This is a genomic window from Roseicyclus salinarum (assembly GCF_029624655.1).
GTDB lineage: Bacteria > Pseudomonadota > Alphaproteobacteria > Rhodobacterales > Rhodobacteraceae > Roseibacterium > Roseibacterium salinarum.
The window spans coordinates 38201-51461 of sequence record NZ_JARRSA010000001.1; the positions used below are offsets into that span (position 1 = coordinate 38201).

Annotated in this window: 15 protein-coding genes; 10 read left to right on the forward strand and 5 right to left on the reverse strand. The window is 69.0% G+C overall.

What is annotated here, in order from left to right:
• Positions 1-30 precede the first annotated feature (30 nt).
• Positions 31-1671, forward strand: coding sequence for a mucoidy inhibitor MuiA family protein (locus P6F26_RS00200; RefSeq protein ID WP_278026611.1), 1641 nt, complete (start codon positions 31-33; stop codon positions 1669-1671).
• A gap of 18 nt (positions 1672-1689) precedes the next feature.
• Here P6F26_RS00200 and P6F26_RS00205 read toward each other — a convergent pair whose 3' ends face one another.
• From P6F26_RS00205 to P6F26_RS00215, 3 genes are read right to left on the reverse strand one after another with little or no spacing between them, the layout of a single operon-like run.
• Positions 1690-2001, reverse strand: coding sequence for a P-II family nitrogen regulator (locus P6F26_RS00205; RefSeq protein ID WP_278026612.1), 312 nt, complete (start codon positions 1999-2001; stop codon positions 1690-1692).
• Between the two features lie 5 nt (positions 2002-2006).
• Positions 2007-2987, reverse strand: a complete 981-nt coding sequence (locus tag P6F26_RS00210; RefSeq protein ID WP_278026613.1) for a sodium-dependent bicarbonate transport family permease — start codon at positions 2985-2987, stop codon at positions 2007-2009.
• Between the two features lie 60 nt (positions 2988-3047).
• Entirely contained in the window at positions 3048-3698 is a 651-nt protein-coding gene (locus P6F26_RS00215; protein ID WP_278026614.1) for a carbonic anhydrase, read from the reverse strand.
• A gap of 135 nt (positions 3699-3833) precedes the next feature.
• On the opposite strand from P6F26_RS00215, the gene P6F26_RS00220 reads away from it, so the two are divergent.
• The 3 genes from P6F26_RS00220 (at position 3834) to P6F26_RS00230 (ending at position 6520) form a co-directional block, all read left to right on the forward strand.
• Positions 3834-4229 (forward strand): hypothetical protein, encoded by a 396-nt coding sequence (locus tag P6F26_RS00220; RefSeq protein ID WP_278026615.1) that lies wholly within the window; start codon positions 3834-3836, stop codon positions 4227-4229.
• A 69-nt stretch (positions 4230-4298) separates the two neighbouring features.
• Positions 4299-5684, forward strand: a complete 1386-nt coding sequence (locus P6F26_RS00225; RefSeq protein WP_278026616.1) for a leucyl aminopeptidase family protein — start codon at positions 4299-4301, stop codon at positions 5682-5684.
• Positions 5681-6520 (forward strand): C40 family peptidase, encoded by an 840-nt coding sequence (locus P6F26_RS00230; protein ID WP_278026617.1) that lies wholly within the window; start codon positions 5681-5683, stop codon positions 6518-6520. The genes P6F26_RS00225 and P6F26_RS00230 overlap by 4 nt, the downstream gene beginning before the upstream one ends.
• A 4-nt stretch (positions 6521-6524) precedes the next feature.
• Here the strand turns inward: P6F26_RS00230 and P6F26_RS00235 are convergent, their stop codons facing one another.
• On the reverse strand, positions 6525-6860 hold the full coding sequence (locus P6F26_RS00235; protein WP_430736705.1) for a DUF2794 domain-containing protein: 336 nt from the start codon (positions 6858-6860) through the stop codon (positions 6525-6527).
• A gap of 70 nt (positions 6861-6930) precedes the next feature.
• Positions 6931-7800: a branched-chain amino acid aminotransferase gene (locus P6F26_RS00240; protein WP_278026619.1), complete on the reverse strand. Its 870-nt coding sequence runs from the start codon at positions 7798-7800 to the stop codon at positions 6931-6933.
• A 215-nt stretch (positions 7801-8015) separates the two neighbouring features.
• Between P6F26_RS00240 and P6F26_RS00245 the strand changes: the two genes are divergently transcribed.
• The 6 genes from P6F26_RS00245 to dxs are packed head-to-tail and all read left to right on the forward strand — an operon-like array spanning position 8016 to position 13253.
• Positions 8016-8531 (forward strand): MarR family winged helix-turn-helix transcriptional regulator, encoded by a 516-nt coding sequence (locus P6F26_RS00245; RefSeq protein ID WP_278026620.1) that lies wholly within the window; start codon positions 8016-8018, stop codon positions 8529-8531.
• Positions 8528-9241, forward strand: a complete 714-nt coding sequence (locus tag P6F26_RS00250) for a response regulator (RefSeq protein ID WP_278026621.1) — start codon at positions 8528-8530, stop codon at positions 9239-9241. Before P6F26_RS00245 ends, P6F26_RS00250 begins: the two co-directional genes overlap by 4 nt.
• A gap of 15 nt (positions 9242-9256) precedes the next feature.
• Positions 9257-10192, forward strand: coding sequence for a histone deacetylase family protein (locus P6F26_RS00255; RefSeq protein ID WP_278026622.1), 936 nt, complete (start codon positions 9257-9259; stop codon positions 10190-10192).
• Positions 10189-10434, forward strand: coding sequence for an exodeoxyribonuclease VII small subunit (locus P6F26_RS00260; protein WP_278026623.1), 246 nt, complete (start codon positions 10189-10191; stop codon positions 10432-10434). The genes P6F26_RS00255 and P6F26_RS00260 overlap by 4 nt, the downstream gene beginning before the upstream one ends.
• 4 nt (positions 10435-10438) lie before the next feature.
• Positions 10439-11305 (forward strand): polyprenyl synthetase family protein, encoded by an 867-nt coding sequence (locus P6F26_RS00265; protein WP_278026624.1) that lies wholly within the window; start codon positions 10439-10441, stop codon positions 11303-11305.
• Between the two features lie 28 nt (positions 11306-11333).
• A complete protein-coding gene (gene dxs, locus P6F26_RS00270) occupies positions 11334-13253 on the forward strand; it encodes a 1-deoxy-D-xylulose-5-phosphate synthase (protein ID WP_278026625.1) in 1920 nt (639 codons plus the stop codon).
• The last annotated feature ends 8 nt before the right edge of the window (positions 13254-13261 follow it).

A 13261-nucleotide genomic window follows, 5' to 3' on the forward strand; every position in this document is an offset into this window, starting at 1 on the left:
GAAAAGACCGCTTCCGAAAGGTTTCCCCAAATGCGTTTCTTCGCCACCACTGCCCTCGCGCTCTGCCTGCCGGGCGCCGCGTTCGCCGACGACATCCTGCTGCGCGCCGATGTCGCGCAGGCCCTCGTGTTCGCACGGGGGGCCGAGGTCACGCGGCGCGTGTCGGCGGACCTGCCGCAAGGCCGGCACAGGCTACTCATCCCGATGCGCGACATCTCCGATCCGTCCCTGATCGAGGTTTCCGGCCCCGACGGCGTCCGCATCGGCGTTCCGCAGACCGCCGCGCGGATCGCGATCCCCGAGGGCGCGCTCGATACCGGGCCGGAAGCGGACGCGCGCGATGCCGTCGAGGCGGCCGAGGACGCCCTGCAGGCGGCGCTCGACGCGCTTGCCCGGCGCGATGCCGCCATCAGGGGCCTCGAGACGCAGCTTGCCTATCTCGATGCGATCGCGCGGGGCGGGCCCGACGGCGCCGCGACGCCGCCGGGTCCCGAGGCGCTCGCCGCGCTTCTTGGGACGCTCGGCACCGAAACGGCGCGCGTTGGCACGGGCCTGCAGGCCGCCCGCGAGGCGCGTCGGGACGACGAGGAGGCCGTGGACGACCGCAGGCGCGATCTTTCCGTCGCCCGCAGCGCCTTGCAGGACCTCAACCCGTTCGGACCGGAGGCGCCTGGCATCGAGGTGGAGATCGAGGTTCCCGAGGCCGCCCGAGGCGACATCGTGATCTCCTACCCGACCGACGCCGCGGGCTGGGCGCCGATCTACGCGCTCCGCCTCGACACGCAAGCCGAGGCCCTTTCGGTCGAACGGTCGATCGCGCTTTACCATTCGGGCGCCGCGACGTGGCGGGACGTGGCCATGCGCTTTTCCACCGCCTTGCCCGGCCGCCGCCGGGAGCCGAGCGTGGCGTTCCCGGACCCGGCGCGGATCGCCCCCCCGCCACCGATGCCCGAGCCTGCTGTCAGAAGCGAAGCCGCAGGCATGATCGGCGCGGAGACGGCGATGGAGCCCGTAATGGTCGCCGACGCCGCCGCGCGCATGGTCACGACAGGCATTTCCGTCGTTTACGAATATGCCGCGCCGGTGACGGTCGGCCCGTCGGGGCAGGTGACGCTGCCCTTCGACGACATCGCTCTCGACATCGCGCTCGAGAATCGGGCGGTGCCGCGGCGCGACGCCAACGCCTTCCTCGTCGCCATGGGCGAGAACGACAGCGGCGAGGCGATCCTTCCGGGCGCGGCCCGCTTCTTCCGCGACGGCGAGCTGGTGGGCGCGGGAGCGCTGCCGATGGTCCCGTCCGGCGCCGAGGTCGAGATCGCCTTCGGCCAGCTCGATCACCTGCCGCTGATCTGGCAGGACCTGTCGCTCGACGAGGGAGACCGGGGCATCTTCGTCAGCGAGAACGAGCAACGCCGCCGCATCGTCTTCGGGGTGGAGAACACGTCGGGCACGGCCGAGACGGTGCGCCTTCTCTACGCGACGCCCTTCGCCGAGCAGGAGGACCTGGAGCTGTCGGTCGGTTTCTCGCGCGCGCCGGACGCGCGTGACGTGGACGACCTGCGCGGCGTTCTTGCCTGGGACATCACGGTGCCGGCCGGCGCCGAGGAGCGTATCGAGATGACGGTGGACCTGAGCTGGCCCGAGGACATGATCCTCGACTGGCGGCCCTGAGCGGGCCTGCGCGCCGGGTCAGAAACGCTCGGCGCGCAAGACCTCGCAATCGACGATGCTGACGACGCCGATGTGACGCTCGACGACGCCGAAGGCCGCGTCGAGCAGATCGTCGAGCCGCTCGGGGCGGATGATGCACACGACGCTGACCATGCCGCCCGCGCGGCTGACCTGCCCCTCGCGCGTCCATTGGCCCGACCGGCCCGACCCGCCCAGGACCGGCAGCACCGTGAACCCGGTGACGCCGGCCTTGACCAGCGCCGAGGTCAGGCGCCCCTCCATCACCATCTCGATGGTGATCTCGACGCGTTTTGCCTTGTGTGTCTGCATGGCGGTCAGCCTCCGGTCAGGGCCTGCGACACCGCGAGGTAGACCGGGATGCCGAGCGTCAGGTTGAAGGGGAAGGTCACGCCAAGCGACAGCGTGAGGTAGATCGACGGGTTCGCCTCGGGCAGCGCCACGCGCATCGCCGCGGGGACCGCGATGTAGGAGGCCGAGGCCGACAGCGTCATGAACAGCATCACGCCGCCCGGGCTGAGACCCAGCAGAAGGCCCGCCGCGAGGCCGAAGCACGACCCGATCAGCGGCATGATCACGCCGAACGCGAACAGGCCCGCCGTCAGGACGGACCGCGCCTCGCGAAGGCCGCGCCCCGCGACCAGCCCCATGTCGAGCAGGAAGAGGCACAGGACCCCTTGGAACGGCGCGACGATGAAGGGCGAGATCAGCGCCATTCCGTCGCTGCCGGTGATCCAGCCGATCAGGAACGAGCCCACCAGCAGGACGATCGATCCGTTCAGCAGGATCTCGCGCACGAGGCCCTCCTCCATTTCGGCCGCGCCCTTGCCGAAGCGCGCGATGATCCACAGCGCCGAGAGGATCGCGGGCGCCTCCATCACCGCCGCCACCGCGACCATGTAGCCCTCGGACGAGAGGCCGGCCGAGGTCGCCACGGAGGTCGCCGCGACAAAGGTCACGATCGATATCGAGCCGTAGTGTCCCGCCACGGCCGCCGCGTCCGTCACCGAAAGCCGCGTCATCGCGCGCATCAGGGCGAAGGCGACCAGCGGCAGGGCGAAGGACAGGACGATCCCCGCCACCAGCGACAGAAGCAGCGTCGCGTCGATCCCGTGCGCGGCGACGCTTGCGCCGCCCTTGAAGCCGATCGCGAACAGAAGGTAGATCGACAGCCCCTTGGCCACCGCTTCCGGAACCGACAGGTCCGACCGCGCGAAAGCCGCGGCGAGACCGAGGGCGAAGAACAGGATGATCGGCGACAGGAGGTTGTCGGCCGCAAGCGCCAGAATTCCGTCCATGACAGTCCCGTCCCGTTCCCGTTCAAACGCAGATACAGGCCGCGCCCTGCGGGGTAAAGCTCAGGTCCTGACGAAGTGGCGCACCGTGCCGTCGAACGTCTCGAGGTCCATCTCGGCGATGTCCGCCCAGAGCCCGTGAAGGGTAAGCTTGCCCGCCTCGACCGCTTCCGCCACGAAGGGATAGCCCAGAAGGTTCTCGAGGCTCAGCTGGATCGCCTCCTTCTCGAGCGCCGTCTGCATGTCTTCGGGCAGGGTCAGGTCGGCGACCTGCTCGAAACCGGGCCTCAGCACGTCGAGCCACCGCCCCACGAGGCTTTCGGGACGGTCAAGCTCGGGCGCACGGCCGGAACACATCTCGATGCATCCGCGCACGCCGCCGCAGTTGGAGTGGCCCATGACGAGGATGTGGGAGACCTTCAGCGACGTCACGGCGAACTCGACCGCCGCGCCGGTGCCGTGGTGCTTGCCGTCGGGCGTGTAGGGCGGCACGAGGTTGGCGATATTGCGATGCACGAACAGTTCGCCCGTCTTCTGCCCGAAGATCGAATTGACGGCGACGCGGCTGTCGCAGCAGGCGATGACCATGGCGCGCGGATGCTGACCCTCGAGGGCCAGCTTGCGGAACCATGTGCGATGCTCCGGGAAGCTCGCCTGTTTCCAGTGCTCGTAGCGTTCCCGCAGGTAGTCGGGCAGTGATTTCACGCGATGCATCGGCCGCCTCCTCGCGTCATGGATACCCCGCATTGCAGGCGAATTGGAGATGCTTTTCGGGGCAGTCTCAAGGGTTTCTTCAGTCCGCGGCCCGAATGTCTGGATACCGCGGTGGGGGCCGAGGTGGAGTGAGACATGTTCCGAAACACGGACCGGTTCGTCGCGGAACTGCGGCCGGAAGAACCCGCGCGCTTCAACCCCGAAAGGCTGGAGGACCTGTGCCGCCGGATCGGGGAGACGCGCGCCGAGGTGGAGGTCGCGCGGGCGCTCGACCGGATATCGACGACGCTGGGCGCGCTGCCGCAGCTTTCGGACGGGGGCGATGCCTCGGTCCTGCGGGCGGGGCTGACGACGCTGATCCGCGACGCGGACCTCATCGGGATGGCGACCCTCGCGCGGGTCGCCCGCGACGTGGCGCATTGCCTCGATAATGGCGACGACCGCGGCCGCGCCGCCACGACCGCCCGGCTGATCCGCGTCGGCGACCGGTCGATCCACGCCGTCTGGGAGCTGGAGGACGTGTCTGGCTGATCCGGGCTTGCGGCGGCGCGGGGGGCCGCTAGGCTGGCGCCGATCTGCCAGGCCGACACGGGGTTCGCCATGACGCTTTCCTTCGCCGAAACCGACGGGGGACACATTCCCATCCGCCTCGTCGACAAGACGGGGTGCGACGCGGTTCTCGGTGCGCTTCCGGGACCGGCCGCGGCCTGGGCGCGCCATCACGGCTTTTCCGGCGCGCTCGGCCAGGCCTGCGCGCTGCCGGATCCGTCGGGCATGCCCGCGATGGTCCTGGTCGGCCGTGGCGATGCCGCGGACCGCGCGCGCACCCGGTTCGGCACGGGGGCGGCCATCGCCAGGCTTCCCGAAGGCGTCTACCAGATCGAGGAGTGGCCAGAGGGCGCGGAAGCCGCCGAGATCGCGCTCGGCTTTCTCTTGTCGCTCTACCGTTTCTCGCGCTACCGCGAGCAGGCGCAGGCCAAGGCGCGGCTCGCGCCGCCCGCCCACCTCGACGCCGCCCGCCTGGAGCGGATCGCGGCGGGCGAGGCGCTGACCCGCGACCTCGTGAACACGCCCGCCGAGGACATGGGGCCAACGGCCCTCGAACACGCGGTGCGGGACCTTGCGGCGCGGCATGGCGCGGAGGTGACGGCCACGCATGGCGACAGCCTCTTGGACGCAAACCTGCCCCTGATCCACGCGGTCGGCCGCGCAAGCGACCAGGAGCCGCGCCTGATCGACATGACATGGGGCGGAGAAGGTCCGCTTCTGACGCTCGTGGGCAAGGGCGTCTGCTTCGACACCGGCGGCCTGAACCTGAAGCCGGGCGCCTCGATGGGGCTGATGAAGAAGGACATGGGCGGCGCGGCGACGGTGCTGGGGCTGGCGCACATGATCATGGACGCCGCCCTGCCGCTGCGCCTGCGCGTCCTGATCCCGGCGGTGGAGAACGCGGTCGCGGGTAGCGCCTTCAGGCCCGGCGACATCCTGACCGCGCGCAACGGCATGACGGTGGAGATCAACAACACCGACGCCGAGGGGCGGCTGGTGCTGGCCGACGCGCTGTCGCTGGCGGCCGATGAAGACCCGGAGCTTCTGATTTCCATGGCGACGCTGACGGGCGCGGCGCGCGTTGCGGTCGGCGCCGACATCGCGCCCTTCTACACCGACGACGAGGCGCTGGCCGAGGCGCTGCCGCGTGCCGCGGCCACCGTCGCCGATCCGGTCTGGCGGATGCCGTTCCACGCCCCCTACGAGAAGATGATCGAACCGGGCATCGCCGATCTGGACAATGCGCCCAAGGGCGGGTTCGCGGGCTCGATCACCGCGGCGCTGTTTCTGCGCCGCTTCGCCGCCAAGGCGCGGCGCTACGCCCATTTCGACATCTACGCATGGTCGCCGTCCGACGCGCCCGGCCGTCCCAAGGGCGGTGTCGGGCAGGGTGCGCGCGCGCTGTTCGACCTGTTGCCGGAGATCCTCTCGAAATGACGAGCGACAGACGCACGACCCCGTTCAACGGCCGCGTCGCCCACGTTTCGCTCGAGGGCGAGGTGGAGGCGGAGCGTTTCGTCGAAGGCGCATCGATGACAGTGCAGCAGCCGATCGCCAACCTCGCAAGCGATCCGGGCGGCCCCCGCGAAAGCCAGCTCGTCTTTGGCGAGCGGTTTCTCGTTCTGGACGAGACGAGCGGGTTTTCCTTCGGCCGCGCGGAGCGCGACGGCTATGTCGGCTGGATCGCCACCGGCGCGCTGACCGATGCCGTGGAGGCCACGCATTGGGTCATCACGCCGGCCACGCACCTCTACCCGAAGCCCGAGGTCAAGGCACAGGCCGAGGTGGCGCTGTTCTTCGGCAGCGCGGTGCGGGTGACGTCGGAGCGCGGCGACTTCCACCGCATCCAGACAGGCCATTTCATCCCGAAGCAGCACCTCATGCCGCTCGCGGCGCGGTTCGACGACCCTGTGGGCGTGGCGGACCTGTTCCTCGGCACCCCGTATCTGTGGGGCGGGTCCAGCAGGTGGGGTCTCGATTGCTCCGGTATCGTGCAGCTTGCGCTCATCGCCTGCGGCGCCCCCTGCCCGCGCGACAGCGACCAGCAGGCCGACGCCGTGGGCGAGGACCTGCCCGAGGGCGAGACCCTGTGCCGTGGCGATATCGTGTTCTGGAAAGGTCACGTCGGCTTCATGTCCGACGCGCGGACGCTGCTTCATGCGAACGCGCATCACATGGCGGTGGCTTACGAGCCCTTGAAGGACGCGGCGGCGCGGATCGCGTCGGGCGGCGGGGGCCAGATTACCCGGCGCAAACGTGTCGGGTTCGGCTGATCCGTCAGCCCACGGCGCGGATCAGCTTGCGCTCGAGCACGCGAAGCACGGTCTTCAGGTCGTGCCCGCGCTTCAGGATGCGGCCGTCCATCCCGATGACCGCATACTGCCCCTGCATCCGGGCAAGCCTCGGCCGTTTCTCGATCCTGTAGAGAGGCTGCTCCGCGCTGCGCCGGAAGACCGAGAAGATGGCGGCGTCGGACAGGTGCGAGATGCCGTAGTCCCGCCACTCGCCCGCGGCCACCATGCGCCCGTACAGGCCGAGAATCAGGCCAAGCTCGCGCCGGTCGAAGGCGACGGTCTCGGCAAACGGCTTCTGGCCGGACGGCTGGAAGTGCATGACCATTCGGGGATGGTGGGCGCGATGGGGCCGGAAATCAAGTGATCCGGCGCCCATCGTCCTTTCGGCTTCAGGCGCGCACGAGTTGCTCGTAGGCGGCCGAGATATCCCGCGTCATGGCGCCGACCTCGAAATTGTAGTCGCCGATCTGGCCGACCGGCGTCACCTCGGCAGCGGTGCCGGTCAGCCAGCACTGTTCGAAGCCCTCCAGTTCCGCGGGCATGATGTGGCGCTGATGCACCTTCACCTGGCGTTCGCCGAGCATTCCGATCACCGTCTGGCGCGTGATCCCGTTCAGGAACACGTCCGCGGTCGGGGTGTGCACCTCGCCGTTCTTCACGAAGAAGATGTTGGCGCCGGTCGCCTCGGCGACATAGCCGCGGTAGTCCATGAACAGCGCATCCGAGCAGCCCTTCGCCTCGGCTGCGTGCTTGGACATGGTGCAGATCATGTAGAGGCCTGCGGCCTTCGCATGGACGGGGATCGTGTCGGGCGAGGGGCGCTTCCACTTCGAGATGTCGAGCTTGGCGCCGCGCGTCTTGGCGTCGCCGTAATAGGCGCCCCAGGACCATGCCGCGACGGCGAGGCGGACGGGGTTCTTCGCGGAACTCACGCCCATGTCCTCGCCCGATCCGCGCCACGCCACGGCGCGCACATAGGCGTCCGACAGGTCGTTCGCCTTCATGACCTCGTATTTCGCGGCCTCGATCTCGTCGACCGTCCACGGAATGTCCACTTCCAGCATCCTGCCGGACGCCAGAAGGCGTTCGGAATGACGGCGGCTTTCGAAGATCTTTCCGTTGTAGGCGCGCTCGCCCTCGAACACCGACGAGGCATAGTGCATGGCATGCGTCAGGATGTGGACGTTGGCCTCGCGCCATGGCACCAGCTTGCCGTCCATCCAGATCCAGCCGTCACGATCGTCGTAGGCTCCTGCCATGGGTCCCTTCCTTCGCAGCTAATCGGGCTCAGCCTTGCCCTGGCCCACCATTCTTTCGGATTGTTGCGTTTCTTAAGGCCGAAACGGACATAATATTTCGCAAAACCTGCCTGTCGCTATCAATTGATTCTTGGAAAGTCAACAAGGCTGACATAAAGTGGCGCCGTCCCCGGAACGGGGCATGGCAAGGGACTTCCCGGGAGGGCAGAAGGCCGATGGCGGAGCGCACGACAGGCGCGGTGATGGGCCGGAGCGAGAGCCTCCTGTTCCTGACCGACGATCAGCTTCGGCGCGGGATCGAGGCGATGTTCTTCGCCTATCGCGGCTTCACCGCGGACCCCGACCGGATCTTGCAGGAATACGGCTACGGGCGTGCGCATCATCGGGCGATCCACTTCATCAACCGCTCTCCGGGCACGACGGTAAACAACCTCCTGTCGATCCTCGGCGTCACGAAACAGTCCCTGAACCGGGTGCTGCGCACGCTGGTGGAGGACGGGCTGGTCGACAGCCGGGTCGGCACCCGCGACAAGCGCGAGCGGCATCTCCACCTGACGGTGAAGGGCGCGGAACTGGAACGCCAGCTGTCCGAGGCGCAGCGCAACCGGATGCGCGCGGCGTTCCGCAACGCGGGCCCCGAGGCGGTGGCGGGCTTTCGCGCGGTGCTGGAGCAGATGATGGACCCCGAGATGCGCAGGCATTTCCTCGACGGAACGGATGGCGCACCATGAGCGAACCCGGAGCGCACCTTCTGATCGTCGACGACGACGAGCGCATCCGCGGCCTCTTGCAGAAGTTTCTCGTGCGCAACGGCTTTCTCGCGACGGCGGCGCGGGATGCGGCCCATGCGCGGCGGCTTCTGGCGGGGCTCGACTTCGACCTCATCGTGCTCGACGTTATGATGCCGGGCGAGGACGGTCTCAGCCTGACACGGGATCTGCGCCAGACGCTTTCGACGCCGATCCTGCTGTTGACCGCCAAGGGCGAAGCCGGCGACCGCATCACCGGCTTCGAGGCCGGCGCCGACGACTATCTCGCCAAGCCCTTCGAACCCAAGGAGCTTCTGCTGCGGGTCAACGCGATCCTGCGGCGGATGCCCAAGCAGCCCGAGGAGGCGCAGGTGGTGCAGGTGCTGCACCTCGGGCCCATCCGCTACGACATCGAGCGCGGCGAGCTTTGGCGCGGCTCGGACTCCGTGCGCCTGACGGCGACCGAGGCCGCGTTGATGCGGATCTTCTCGGGCCAGCCGCACCAGCCCTTCAGCCGGACCGACCTCGTCGGGCTTCTGAACCGGGACAAGGGCGCGCAGGCCGAGCAGGTGCAGGAACGCGCCGTGGACGTCCAGATCACGCGGTTGCGCAAGAAGATCGAACTGAACCCCAAGCAGCCGCGTTATCTTCAAACCGTGCGCGGCGCAGGCTACATGCTTGCCCCGGACTGAGCGGAGCAGGCAGACATGACGACCCTGATCATCGAGAACGCCCACGGGCTGGACCACGACACGCCGCCCGGCCATCCCGAGCAGGTCGCGCGCCTCAAGGCGGTGTCCGAGGCGCTGTCGGCCCCCGCCTTCGACACCGCCAGACGCGCGGCGGCCGGGCCCGCGTTGCGCGCCGACATCACGCAAGGCCACTCCGAGGGCTACCTCGACCAGATCGAGGATGCGATCCCCGCCTCCGACCGTGTCGCGCTGGACGCCGACACCTATGTCAGCCCCGGCAGCTGGGACGCGGCCCTGCGGGGCGTGGGCGGCTGCATCGCGGCAGTGGACGCCGTTCTCGACGGCCACGCGAAGAACGCCTTCGTCGCCACGCGACCGCCCGGCCACCACGCGGAACGCGACCGCGCCATGGGGTTCTGCCTGCTCGGCAACGTCGCGATCGCCGCGAAGCACGCGCTGGACCGCCGGGGATTGTCGCGCGTCGCCGTCGTCGATTTCGACGTGCATCACGGCAACGGGACGCAGGACATCCTCTGGGACGAGCCGCGCGCGCTGTTCGTGTCGAGCCACCAGATGCCGCTCTATCCCGGCACCGGCGGGCCGGGCGAGCGGGGGGCCACGCGCAACATCCGAAACGTGCCGCTGTCGCCCGGCTCCGGCGGGACCGAGATGCGCGCGGTCTACGAGGCACAGGTGTTTCCGTTCCTGCGCGCCTTCGAGCCCGAGATGGTCCTTGTCTCCGCCGGCTTCGACGCGCACCGCGACGATCCGCTGGCGAACCTGAACTGGACGGAAGAGGACTTCGCATGGGTCACGCGCGGGCTGTGCGATCTTGCCGACGAGCTTTGCGGGGGCCGCGTGGTCTCGACACTCGAAGGCGGCTATGATCTTTCTTCGCTCGCGGCCTCGGTCGCGGTGCATGTCACGGAATTGATGGAGCGGCACGGATGAGCGACGAGAAAGCGATCGGGGAGATGAGCTTCGAGGAAGCGATCCGCGAGTTCGAGACCGTCGTGGGCGCGCTGGACCGGGGCGACGTGCCGCTCGAGGATTCCATCAAGCTCTACAAGCGCGGCGCGGCCTTGAAGGCGCATTGCGAGGCCCGACTGAAGGAGGCCGAGGAGCAGGTCGAACAGATCACGCTCGACGCCAACGGACAGGCCACCGGCACCAGGCCCGCCGAGGGGCTCTGACCGCATGTTCCAGGCGGCGCTGGCCGACGCGCGAAATGACATCGGCGCGTTCCTTGCCGAACGGCTCGCCCCGCTCGGGGGTGACGCGATCGCCGAGGGGATGCGCTATGCCAGCGAGGGCGGCAAGCGGCTTCGCGGGTTCCTCGTGCTCGAGACGGCGGGACTGTTCGGCGTGGATCGGGCGCAGGCGCTCCATTCCGCGGCGGCGGTCGAATGCGTCCATGCCTACAGTCTCGTGCATGACGATCTTCCCTGCATGGATGACGACGATCTGCGCCGCGGACGTCCGACCGTGCATCGGAAATGGGACGAGGCCACGGCGGTTCTGGTCGGCGATGCGCTTCAGACCTTCGCGTTCGAGCTTCTGGCCGACGCACGCGCGGGCGACGCCGCGCAGCGCGTGGAGCTTGTGGCCACGCTGGCACGGTCCAGCGGGGCGCAGGGCATGGTGCTGGGACAGGCCCAGGACATGGCCGCCGAAACGTCCGGGCAGCCGCTGACGCTGGACCAGATCACCGAACTGCAGGGCAACAAGACCGGCCGCCTGATCGAGTGGCCGGCGCGGGCGGGTGCGATCCTCGGCCGGGCGGATCCGGGGCCGTTGCAGCGCTATGCCCGCGCCATCGGCCTTGCGTTCCAGATTGCGGACGACATCCTGGACGTCACCGGCGACAGCGCAAAGGCGGGCAAGGCACTGCGCAAGGACGCCGAGGCGGGCAAGGCGACCTTCGTGTCGCTACTTGGGCTGGAGGCCGCGCGCGCGCGTGCCGCGGCCCTCGTTGACGAGGCCTGCGCGGCGCTCGAGCCCTACGGCGACAGGTCGCAGAACTTGCAGGCGCTGGCCCGCTACATTATCGCCCGCGATGCATGACGGCAGCGACGGCCCGGGAGGCCAGCGAATGAGCGAGCGACCCGCCACCCCCCTCCTCGACCGGGTGAAGACCCCGGCGGACCTCAAGCGCTTTGGCGATGGCGACCTGCGCCGCGTCGCCGACGAGCTTCGGGCCGAGACGATCTGGTCGGTCAGCCAGACCGGCGGCCATTTCGGCGCCGGTCTGGGCGTGGTGGAACTGACCGTCGCGATACACGCCGTCTTCGACACGCCGCGCGACAAGCTGATCTGGGATGTCAGCCACCAGAGCTATCCGCACAAGATCCTGACCGGACGGCGCGACAGGATGCTGACGATCCGCCAGAAGGACGGCCTTTCGGGGTTCACCAAGCGCAGCGAGTCGCCTTACGACCCCTTTGGCGCGGCGCATTCCTCGACCAGCATCTCGGCGGCGCTTGGCTTTGCGGTGGCGCGGGACCTCGGCGGGGATTGCTCCACGGGGCACGGCGACGCGATCGCCGTGATCGGGGACGGCGCGCTTTCGGGCGGCATGGCCTACGAGGCGATGAACAACGCCGGTCACATGGGCAAGCGCCTGATCGTCATCCTCAACGACAACGAGATGTCCATCGCGCCGCCGACAGGGGCGATGTCGAGCTACCTGTCGCGCCTTTATGCGGGCGCCCCCTTTCAGGAGCTGAAGGCCGCGGCCAAGGGCGCGGTCTCGCTGCTTCCCGAACCCTTCCAGGAGGGCGCGCGCCGCGCCAAGGAACTGCTGAAGGCCGCGACCGTGGGCGGGACGCTGTTCGAGGAGCTGGGCTTTTCCTACATCGGACCCATCGACGGGCACGACATGGAGCAGCTTCTGGCCGTTCTGCGCACGGTCAAGGCGCGCGCCGATGGGCCGATCCTGATCCACGCCATCACGAGGAAGGGCAAGGGCTACGCCGAGCACCGCGCGGATCGCGGCCATGCCACGGCGAAATTCGACGTGGCCACGGGCGAACAGAAGAAGTCGCCCTCGAACGCGCCTTCCTACACCAAGGTCTTCGCCCGGTCGCTGATCCGCGAGGCCGAGGACGATCCCCGGATCGTCGCCGTCACTGCGGCGATGCCCGACGGAACCGGCCTCGACCTCTTCGGCGAGCGCTTTCCCGGCCGCTGCTTCGACGTGGGCATCGCCGAGCAGCACGCCGTCACCTTCTGCGCCGGCATGGCCGCGGGCGGCCTGAAGCCGTTCGCGGCGATCTACTCGACATTCCTCCAGCGCGGCTACGACCAGGTGGTGCATGACGTCGCCATCCAGCGCCTGCCGGTGCGCTTCGCCATCGACCGCGCCGGCCTCGTGGGCGCCGACGGCGCGACCCATGCCGGAAGCTATGACGTCGCCTTCCTGTCGAACCTTCCCGGTTTCGTCGTCATGGCGGCCTCCGACGAGGCCGAACTGGTGCACATGGTGCGCACCGCGCTGGAGATCGACGACCGCCCGTCGGCCTTCCGCTACCCGCGCGGCGAGGGCGTCGGCGTCGAGATGCCCGAACGCGGCGTCGCGCTGGAGATCGGTCGCGGGCGGATGATCGCCGAGGGGAACCGGGTCGCCCTCCTGAACTTCGGCGCGCGCCTGAAGGAGGTCCAGGAAGCCGCCGAAACGCTTGCGGGCCGGGGGCTGAAACCCACCGTGGCCGACGCCCGCTTTTCCAAGCCGCTGGACGAGGAGCTGATCCTGCAACTCGCCCGCCACCACGAGGCCCTGATCACCGTGGAAGAGGGCGCCGTCGGCGGCTTCGGCAGCCATGTCGCTCAGCTTCTGGCCGAGCGGGGCGTGTTCGACAAGGGGATCAGGTATCGCTCGATGGTCCTGCCCGACGTCTTCATCGACCAGGCGAGCCCCGAGGACATGTATGCCGTCGCGAAGATGAACGCGGGCGACATCGTCGAGAAGGTGCTGACGACGCTGGGCGTGGCGACGATGGAGCGGCGGGCCTGACGGCGAAG

Bases quoted from the DNA above. Each gene is read 5' to 3' on its own strand.
- P6F26_RS00200 (WP_278026611.1), top strand. From the start codon at position 31: ATGCGTTTCTTCGCCACCACTGCCCTCGCGCTCTGCCTGCCGGGCGCC.
- P6F26_RS00205 (WP_278026612.1), bottom strand. From the start codon at position 2,001: ATGCAGACACACAAGGCAAAACGCGTCGAGATCACCATCGAGATGGTG.
- P6F26_RS00210 (WP_278026613.1), bottom strand. From the start codon at position 2,987: ATGGACGGAATTCTGGCGCTTGCGGCCGACAACCTCCTGTCGCCGATC.
- P6F26_RS00215 (WP_278026614.1), bottom strand. From the start codon at position 3,698: ATGCATCGCGTGAAATCACTGCCCGACTACCTGCGGGAACGCTACGAG.
- P6F26_RS00220 (WP_278026615.1), top strand. From the start codon at position 3,834: ATGTTCCGAAACACGGACCGGTTCGTCGCGGAACTGCGGCCGGAAGAA.
- P6F26_RS00225 (WP_278026616.1), top strand. From the start codon at position 4,299: ATGACGCTTTCCTTCGCCGAAACCGACGGGGGACACATTCCCATCCGC.
- P6F26_RS00230 (WP_278026617.1), top strand. From the start codon at position 5,681: ATGACGAGCGACAGACGCACGACCCCGTTCAACGGCCGCGTCGCCCAC.
- P6F26_RS00235 (WP_430736705.1), bottom strand. From the start codon at position 6,860: ATGCACTTCCAGCCGTCCGGCCAGAAGCCGTTTGCCGAGACCGTCGCC.
- P6F26_RS00240 (WP_278026619.1), bottom strand. From the start codon at position 7,800: ATGGCAGGAGCCTACGACGATCGTGACGGCTGGATCTGGATGGACGGC.
- P6F26_RS00245 (WP_278026620.1), top strand. From the start codon at position 8,016: ATGGCGGAGCGCACGACAGGCGCGGTGATGGGCCGGAGCGAGAGCCTC.
- P6F26_RS00250 (WP_278026621.1), top strand. From the start codon at position 8,528: ATGAGCGAACCCGGAGCGCACCTTCTGATCGTCGACGACGACGAGCGC.
- P6F26_RS00255 (WP_278026622.1), top strand. From the start codon at position 9,257: ATGACGACCCTGATCATCGAGAACGCCCACGGGCTGGACCACGACACG.
- P6F26_RS00260 (WP_278026623.1), top strand. From the start codon at position 10,189: ATGAGCGACGAGAAAGCGATCGGGGAGATGAGCTTCGAGGAAGCGATC.
- P6F26_RS00265 (WP_278026624.1), top strand. From the start codon at position 10,439: ATGTTCCAGGCGGCGCTGGCCGACGCGCGAAATGACATCGGCGCGTTC.
- dxs (WP_278026625.1), top strand. From the start codon at position 11,334: ATGAGCGAGCGACCCGCCACCCCCCTCCTCGACCGGGTGAAGACCCCG.